Source organism: Paraburkholderia sp. CNPSo 3281 (genome assembly GCF_024206515.1).
GTDB lineage: Bacteria > Pseudomonadota > Gammaproteobacteria > Burkholderiales > Burkholderiaceae > Paraburkholderia > Paraburkholderia nodosa.
Window position 1 is genome coordinate 34,313 of record NZ_JAMBPS010000059.1, and the last position, 8,284, is coordinate 42,596.

The window sequence follows — 8,284 nt, forward strand, 5'->3', positions numbered from 1 at the left end:
AAAATCGACATGGAATATGAACGCCTCTATGCCATCCTCCACGGCCAACGTCTGGATGAGCCACTCTCCTGGATCTATCTTGCGGCGCTGGTCGCAGTAGCGATCGCGGGTTGGAAATTCGGCGGAGTTCTATTCGACGCACCACAGCACCCGGAGGACGAGCAATGAAAAGCCTCCAGGCAGCAGTGAGAATATTTCTAGGCTGGCACTGGCTTGCGCGCCGTGCTTCGATTGCGATCTTCTGCTATCTGCTCGCGCTTGTCGGTCTGTTGTTTTACGCAGGGGGTATGCCGGAGGGCGGCAAGTTTCTTTTTACTGTTGGCAGCTTGGGCTTTAGCTGGGCGATCGGATTCCTCTATCTGATACGAATGATTTTTTCCCTGCTTCTGCGGTGCCGTCGCCTGTTTATGTAGATCTGGTCGCTTCGGACGAGCCACGAAGCAGTGGCTCGCAACAGAGGGGAAACACCGTCGCCCCGTCTTTTGCTCTACCGACCTTTGTCCATCGCATCGGATCAACGGAAGCGGCGGTTCCTCACCAAGCGCTGCTCGAATCGAAGGCGCGCGTGTCCAACGATGCGAGCGGATCGGCGATACAGCTCGACAAATCGCCTTGTCAGCGACGGGCCTTTGCGATTACAGGATGGAAAGGGCCGCAGACGAGTTCCGTGCTACCGGCCGAACCTCTGACTCCTTCCACGGATAGACGACTGGGGCCGGCTTTTTACACCTGTGAATTGCACTCGTGATAGTCGGACCAGCACGCCCAACGCCCGTTCTGCATGAAGAAGCGCGGCGGAGTTCTGCACCGGCTGCGGGACGTATGGCGAGAAAGCCGAGTGATTTTGGGCTTGTATCGCCAGACCAAGCGCCGAAAGCTCGACAGAAATTGCATCATTCCGGGTTTAGCCTTTTAGGCGCCTAAACGAGAAATTGGCGAAACGGCGTGCGCTGCTTGGGGACACCGAGTTTGCCTATGCACGGGGACAGTGTTTTGCGGCGACACGAGGGGCGGTTCCCAGCATCAAGCAACTGGAGCCAGCGCGCGCCTTGCCTGGACCCACTCGCGGGCGCCTGCGCGACCGGGTTTCAGCAGAAATTGACAGACTGGCTGGGGCAGCCCTTCGTCGCGAAGAGGGGCTGCCGCAGCCGTGATACTCTCAATACTGGTGTCATCTACGGACGGGGAATGACGATGGGTTGGAGTTTCTTCGCACTGGCTGTCGCCCTCGTGCTCGGCGCTTTGGGCCTGGTCATGGACCACAACGGTCGCAAGGCGGACCGCGAACGCGCAACCGGTGGGCGGCGATACAACGAAGATTGAATACAGGTTTTCCAAGCTAGTAGCTAAAGGTAGCGTTTGCGCGGATCTCCTCGTGCATAGCATCCGCGTCCCTGTCAATGGACGTCTAAGACGAGGCGACATACGGGTATTTGCGAAACAATTTGGCAGAATTTCGCCAGAAAGTAGTGCAATTATTGCAAACGTCGAATTAAAGGTTGCCGGCAGTCGCGTGTCGCATTGTTGGGGCGCACACTAGGGGCTCCTCGGCGACGAACGGCGGGTCAAAAGCTGCGTGAAAAGCATCATCATTTCGCCAAAAGCGTTGCAGGCGCCTGCAACCCTTGGCCTCGCCCTTCACGTCGCACGATGGATCGAAAATAGCGTAGCTTGGTATTGTCGCGCTGTTCATCGCATTTGGGCTGTGCGGCCTTGCCATCATCCCGGATCGAAGCCGCCAGCAAAGCTGGGAGCGCCGTGCAAATAAAGGATGTACTCTCCGCGGAGGAAATAACAATGAGCTTCGCCGTTTTTGCTTTGATTGTCGGGTTGGCCATCTGCTGGTATGGCGGCTATATGACGAGGAAGGGCCGGGAGGCGGACCGTGAACGCCGTTCGCGATCGGACTGAGCGGACGACAGAAGCGTGAGCCTCAGCCGTCCCGTCATTGCCGCGCATTCGGGTGCGGTTATTTGCATTGCTGGGCGCTCTTTCGAGCGTTCGGTGCCCGGCGCCTAGGCGCGCATGGGACGCTTCAGTGGCTATCCAAGTTGAAGGCTGGCAGGCGCTCTACATTGGACGCATCGCAGCGGTTCCAACAGGATGCGCACTTTTCGACGAACGGGCGAGGGCGGCCCCTAATGGTTAAGCATGTGCACCGGAGCGGTGTTACCCTATAACCGAAATTCATCCACGGCCGGAGAACCACGATGGGCTGGAGTTTTGGTGCACTTGGAGTCGCTATCTTACTTGCCGCGATGGGCCTGATCATGGACCGCAACGGTCGCAAGGCCGACCGCGAACGCGCAACTCGAGGACGTCGATAACAACGGAGACTTCATATGGGTTTCGGCATTGTCGCGATGATCGTTGCGTTGGGCCTGTGCGGTGTCGGCATGATCATGGACCGTAACGGTCGTAAGGCTGACAGCAAACGAGCCAAAAGAAGACATCTAGCCCGCGGAGAATAATCATGTATTTCGGACTCTTTGCTTTGGCTATTGGGTTGGCCTTCTACTTTTACGGTGGCTATATGGTGAAGAAGGGCCGTGAGGCGGATCGTGCGCGCCGCTCGCGGACGCAGTAAATGGGCACGGGCAGCCTTACTCTATACACCGCTATTGTCTACTGTCAGAGACGATAATGGGCTGGAGTTCCGCGGCCTGGCAGTCGCCATCGCACGTAGCGTGTTTGCCTTGGTTTTGGGCCATAACGGTCGCAAAGGCAGACCAAGAACGTGCAAACAGACGGCGTCCACTCCACGGAGAATGAGCATGGGTTTTGCACTTTTCACTTTGTTTGTCACGTTGGTCATCTACTTTTACGGTGGCTATATGGTGAATAAGAGCCGTGAGGCAGATCGCGAGCGCCGCTCGCGTTGGCACTGAACGACCGACTGCTGTTTCAGCTTTCACTATCGATTTCAATCAAGGCCGCGTTTTCGTACGCGGCCTTCTGTATTTCTGGCCGGTTTCGTGGATTCGAAGCTTGGACTCCTGCGCCCTGCACGCCGTGCGTTACACCTGTCAGCGTAACCGACAAACCTCGCAGCCTGTCTTGCGTAGATGGTGCGAAGGAGCGTTGCCTGCGTCGGTGCCTTACCCGGAGCCGCTCGCCGGTTATGACATCACGACGAATGAACGGAACGTGAAGAACGTTGCGTTCCAACGCGATGCCGGTTCTTGACATGTGCCGACGCCATTCCATTTGAAAATCATAGCCACTCCCTAAGGTCGGTGCTGCCGGTGTCTTGGCTGGCATCGTACTGTTGTCATTTAGATATCCTGATGACATTCTCCGCCGCAAGCTTGACTTTACGACGGTAGCGGAATACTAGGTTGGCGAACGTCCTCCGGAACGAGGCGATCGCTAACCTCGCTAACAGGAGAGTTGAGATGATGTTCGATGAAACGCCTCGATGCCAGCGTGTCCGGGATCTCGGGTTTGCTGCACACAGATGCGGTGTTGAGATGGCGCACGGACTACGCGACGAACCATGCGTCTTCAATGGGGCAGCGGATGGTTTGCATTGTCGATGTTGCTTGATCGGATGCGTTGACAAACGGGGCAGCTGGATAGCTTCCTATGTCCGGATGAGGCTAAGAATGATGGCGGGCGATATTTTTTCGGTATCCCGCCACACCACCGACTTCGCTTCGCGTGCGTTGCAGGATCGTTTCATCTCGGACACGGATGCCGTGCTGAAACGAGTCCTTGACCTTGCCGCTCTGCGTTATCTGCGTGATGGTTCGACCACCGTCACGCAGGAGGATGTGACAGACGCGTTGCGCTTGTTACTCATTGAGGCCAGCCGCCCGTGAAGAGTCGGACAGGCGAGAGCCAGGATCCGAATCGGCACGAGCCGGATCGCGCGTAAACCGATCGACGGACACTGAGTGCAAGTGTGCCGTCGATCCCCTTTTTAGCGGCGTCGTTACGCCATGCTGTGTTGAAAGCCCTTAATCGAGCGCTGTCGCCTTCGTCCGCCTACGGTTCGTCGCCGGGGCGAATTCGGCACGCCACTCATCCTGCGAAATGCAAGGTAGTCCCAGTGCCTCAGCGACGCGTTTGAACGCACCCGCGGTGTCGAGAAGATCGCGCTGCGCGATCACCTTGTGGGCGAGTCCATGCATGATTTTCTCCGGAGCACCATTGAGTCGCGCCGCGGTCAATTCGGTTTCGAAATCGACAGCGCGGTTCAAGACAGCGGCGATCGGCATCTTGAATTGCTGAGCCTTCGCAAAAGACGTTAGCGCCGGAAGTGTCGCCTCGGGCAACAGCGTGATCTCCGTTTCACGCGCATATTCGGCCACCATGGGGTAGACCTCCTCGAGGGCAGCGCTCGCTGGGGCGTCGGTACAGAGGATCCTGATGCAGGACGCAGCCACACCCGCTGCACTTAATTCCGCAAGCGTTTCTACGGCAGCCTGCTGTGACGCGGTGTCCGGAGACGTCGACACGATGATCGTTTTCAGTTCGGTAAGAACAGGGCGCCTTGCCTGGATGAATGCGATCATGGCTTTCCGGTCTTCAGGCGTCACGTCGATAATCCCCCCGCGCGGGGATGTCATCAAGGTGCAGTAGTGATCCTGAAGTGCTGTTTCACTTGCCGCCAAATGTATGTTGCTCCCTTGTTCGCCGGATATATGAAGCGGGCCGGGATTGATAAGCAATCCTCCAGTCTGTGCGTGAAGAACTTGCGCTGCTGAAGTTTGCGCGGCACCGTTCGAGCTTTGAAAGTGAGCCACAATCAGATGAGTCATGGTTGATCCTTCGATGTTTGTAGATGGAGCGATGAAAGGCGTTAAGAACGTCGCTTACTTGCGATCGACGTCGGTGCGAACCGTATCCAGCGCACACGCTTCGCGCTTGGCCCGGCGCCTGCGACTGCGGGCGAGTTGCGAGGATTCGAGCGGCTGGTAGGTTCGCAGGCGAAATGCGTCCCACTGTCGGTTCTCGATGGGGCGACGAATACGCGGGATCACAACGGAGCGTAGAACTTTGCCGCTGTAGCCTGCGTGCAGGCACACAAGGAGCACGGCGCTTAGTGCGACCAGCGCGTCATCGACATGGCAGTTCTGGTGGTCGAGATGGCTGGCATATGCGCGAAGTGTGTCTTCCGGAATATCGAGGATGGAAGTGGGCGATAGACCGCGCGATTGGAGGAAGTCTTCAAACTGTCGCCATAGTGGTAGCAGCGTTTTGACGGCGTTCTCGCTGCTGTATCGGTTAAGCGCGCCGCGCGCTTCCTCAGTGAGTGGCGATTCCAGCACGTTGTCTTGCTCCGTTGTAAGTGTTTGGTTGGTAGCCGGGATGTAATTTGCAGTGCAGATTAAAAGAATTTTTGTCTGGGCCTTTTCCCTCCATGACTCGTTTGAAAACGGCGTCCACGCGCAGGCCTTCGCCGCCTGTCGGCAGGCTCGTGAGACGCGGATCGATCCTCGGGGCGGCTCGTCGCGGACAACGCGGCGTCCTTCGTTTGCTTGCGGGGAACGAAGTCGCTCGGCAAGTGGATTTTTTCTGGGAACCGATGGCGGATTTGCCAGCAGTAGACCTCGAGAATCATCTTCACCCGCGACGGTCCGTGACCGAGGCGATCCGAGAGCTGGGACAGTACATCGACAGGTGATACGCCGCGATCCAGTGCGGCGTTAGCGAAGTCGACTGCATACGTGAATCTCAGACTGTGGCTCGCGAGTTCGCGACGCATTGGCAATTGCTCAAAGCGCGATTTCAGGCGGGACTTTGCGCTTTTGAGATCGTCGTGGCAGCCGCTCACCAACTCAAAGTCGCGATCGCGGCAGAACGCCAGCGCTGCGTTGATTGCGTCGAGCGTCTCGTCGATATGGTCGGCCAGCACTTCGGTGCGGCGCGGGCGGCCGTTCTTGGCTCCGCGTTCGACAGGCAGGCGTCGATCTCCCTGCAAGATTAGATCTCGCCACGTTTCTAGTGACTTGCCGCACATGAGTGCCTCGCGCATGCGAAGTCCAAGCCAACGCATCAGGCGAATCACGTGCACGACGCTGCTGTCGAACGCCTGCGCTGCGGCGAGCAGGTCGCTGAATTCCTGGGGTGTACGCGCTCGATGCCTGCCATGCCGGTCTCGTCGCTCGAGCTGGAGGTCTCGACTGCGGGTTGAGCGGGACACATCCTGGCCGGCCGTACCTTGAATCACTGAGAGCGACGCTCGATAGTTCGCGAGGGTGCCAGGTTTCATCGCCCCGGCAACGAGGAACCAGACGAAGTATTCGAGCATCCAGTCTTCCGCCTGGTCCACCGCTTCCAGCGTGTGGCCAACGCGCGCGGCGAAACGCGAAAACTCGCTCCAGTGCAAGCGGCGGTGCTTCTGTGAGTCTTTGCTTCCGCCGGCGTCCCGACTCATCTGCGCGGCGTGGTTGACGCCTCTTGATCTTCGTCCCATAGGGTTCCTTTCCTGTGGCTGGCTGGTTTCTCCGCCTGTACTTCAGCCTCATGCGCGGGGCGGCGACGCGCATGAGGGCACCCTGTTGCCATCGGCTGCGGTGGCGTCGTGTCCGCAAAGGACACGTGATTGAGCTGGGCCAACGAGGGTGCGACGTTGACCTGCTGTGATTCGGAAGTGCAAAAAGATGGGCAGAGGCGGTTTAGCTGAGGGTCCCCGGTTAGAACCGGTGGAAAGGTCTGCGCTTGGAAATGAGAGCCCGGGGGCGGTATGAACACCGCGCGTCGCAAGGCGACGCATTCGATGTTCAACCGCATTTGTGTGCATGCAGCACGTGGGCGATGACGGCTCGCGTGAGGGCGAGCACGATGTGGGCGGATTCTCGGGTGAACAAGTCACGTCGGGATCGCGCTTGAGGGCGTGTGAACGGGTTGATGTGCGCCAGAGCGGCGCGTGGCAGACCAGAACGTTCGATGAGCTCGAGCGTTTCAAAGATGCGAAGAAGGACCACGATTGTCCGCAAGCGGACAATTGAGACATGCTACTGATCCCGGTTGCACCAGGAGCTCAGTCATGCCTTCGGGTAGCCCCCTTCGATTTGGGCAAGTAACGTGTGTAGCGTTCAGGCGGGAAAACAGAACCCCGCACAAAAATGCCACATGACGCTTCGGGGAGTACTTGGCTCCAGCAAGGCGAGGAAAGGATGAGCGATCAGTGAATCGTCGGTGACCATCATTGCGTTGGCCAAAAGTGAGGCTGCAAAGCCTTCTTTTGTGCAAGTCAGATCTGTTTAGCGCCTTGCGGCGCGAGACTTTTCAAAGGTGTCGCAGGACAGTCAGCGGATAGACCGTCGGTGCCGGTTAGCGACTTATGAAGGGAGGTAAGCTTCGCGTTAGCTCACACCAAGGCTGTTGAACCAGCAGGCGTAAGCGACGACGAGAATGATGAGGCGACCTGGGAGCCGCGCGCAGTCACGAAGCGACCATGCGGGGGGTAGCACGAATGCATAGGATATTCGCCTGCGTCGGCGACAAAACCGACCACTCGACGAGTTCCCCGAAAGGGAGCATTGCATTCTTCGGTCTAGCCTGGTGAGGCTAGATCAACGTCTCAAAAGAATTTTGGGCGATAAGAGCCCTTACCCGCAAAAAGCGGTTTAACGGTCGATGCTCTGGGGAGCGCACAGCAGCGACATTAAATCTCAATCGTATGAGGATAGTCAAGCGCTTCCTTCGCAATGTGCATCATTGCCGATGCCAATATGGTCATCGTTCCGATTCCGGAACCGTGCTGACGGCCGTTGCCCGGTAGACCTTGCGGCTTGAGCCATACGCGAGCCTCGGCTGGTGTTACGCCGCGCGGCAAGGACGTGTCCCAGCAACCGCGGGCAAAGGCACTTGCCACATTTCCCATGCCGTGCCCGCGGCTCAAATGCGCGGGGAGCCATATTGGATGGGATCTGTTGGCTGCCGGCACGGGTCTGGACGGGTTGGGTGCGTGTTGGGGTCATCACCTGACGCAATTCCACAACGAACGGGCCTGTCATAAATTTTGTGTGTAAGGCATAACATGTAGCTCAAGGAGCATGTATGCCACGCAAACCCAAGACGTCCCCCGAGGCCCTGACGGCGTTGCCGTCCATTCCGAAGGAACTGATCGACCAGTTCGTGAAGGGGCCGATGACGGCCGAAGCGGTGCATGCCGCCTCAGCGGCGTTCAAGAAGGCGCTGATCGAGCGGGCGCTGGGCGCCGAACTCGGACACCATCTGGGCTATCCGGCCGGCGCCGTGCGGCCCGAGAACGCGACCAACCAGCGCAACGGCAAGAGCGGCAAGACAGTGCTGACCGACGACGGTCCGCTGC

General features: G+C 58.2%; 8 protein-coding genes. 4 read left to right on the plus strand and 4 right to left on the minus strand.

The annotated features are described in order from the left end of the window. The first annotated feature begins 9 nt into the window (after positions 1 to 9). A complete protein-coding gene (locus M3I56_RS34270) occupies positions 10 to 168 on the plus strand; it encodes a hypothetical protein (protein WP_254357775.1) in 159 nt (52 codons plus the stop codon). After that, positions 165 to 413 (plus strand): hypothetical protein, encoded by a 249-nt coding sequence (locus M3I56_RS34275; protein WP_028208500.1) that lies wholly within the window; start codon positions 165 to 167, stop codon positions 411 to 413. The genes M3I56_RS34270 and M3I56_RS34275 overlap by 4 nt, the downstream gene beginning before the upstream one ends. A gap of 1,176 nt (positions 414 to 1,589) precedes the next feature. On the opposite strand, the gene M3I56_RS34280 is transcribed toward M3I56_RS34275, so the two are convergent. Beyond that, positions 1,590 to 1,838, minus strand: a complete 249-nt coding sequence (locus M3I56_RS34280; RefSeq protein ID WP_254357776.1) for a hypothetical protein — start codon at positions 1,836 to 1,838, stop codon at positions 1,590 to 1,592. Positions 1,839 to 3,605: 1,767 nt separating this feature from the next. Here M3I56_RS34280 and M3I56_RS34285 point away from each other — a divergent pair. Further along, a complete protein-coding gene (locus M3I56_RS34285) occupies positions 3,606 to 3,821 on the plus strand; it encodes a hypothetical protein (protein ID WP_254357777.1) in 216 nt (71 codons plus the stop codon). A gap of 138 nt (positions 3,822 to 3,959) precedes the next feature. Here the strand turns inward: M3I56_RS34285 and M3I56_RS34290 are convergent, their stop codons facing one another. From M3I56_RS34290 to M3I56_RS34300, 3 genes are read right to left on the minus strand one after another with little or no spacing between them, the layout of a single operon-like run. Beyond that, a complete protein-coding gene (locus M3I56_RS34290; RefSeq protein ID WP_254357778.1) occupies positions 3,960 to 4,763 on the minus strand; it encodes a hypothetical protein in 804 nt (267 codons plus the stop codon). Between the two features lie 54 nt (positions 4,764 to 4,817). Then, positions 4,818 to 5,273, minus strand: a complete 456-nt coding sequence (locus M3I56_RS34295; protein WP_254357779.1) for a hypothetical protein — start codon at positions 5,271 to 5,273, stop codon at positions 4,818 to 4,820. 59 nt (positions 5,274 to 5,332) lie between these two features. Further along, positions 5,333 to 6,421, minus strand: coding sequence for an integrase domain-containing protein (locus M3I56_RS34300; protein WP_254357780.1), 1,089 nt, complete (start codon positions 6,419 to 6,421; stop codon positions 5,333 to 5,335). 1,589 nt (positions 6,422 to 8,010) lie between these two features. Between M3I56_RS34300 and M3I56_RS34305 the strand changes: the two genes are divergently transcribed. After that, positions 8,011 to 8,284: transposase (locus tag M3I56_RS34305; protein ID WP_254357781.1), on the plus strand; the 274-nt coding region annotated here is incomplete at its 3' end.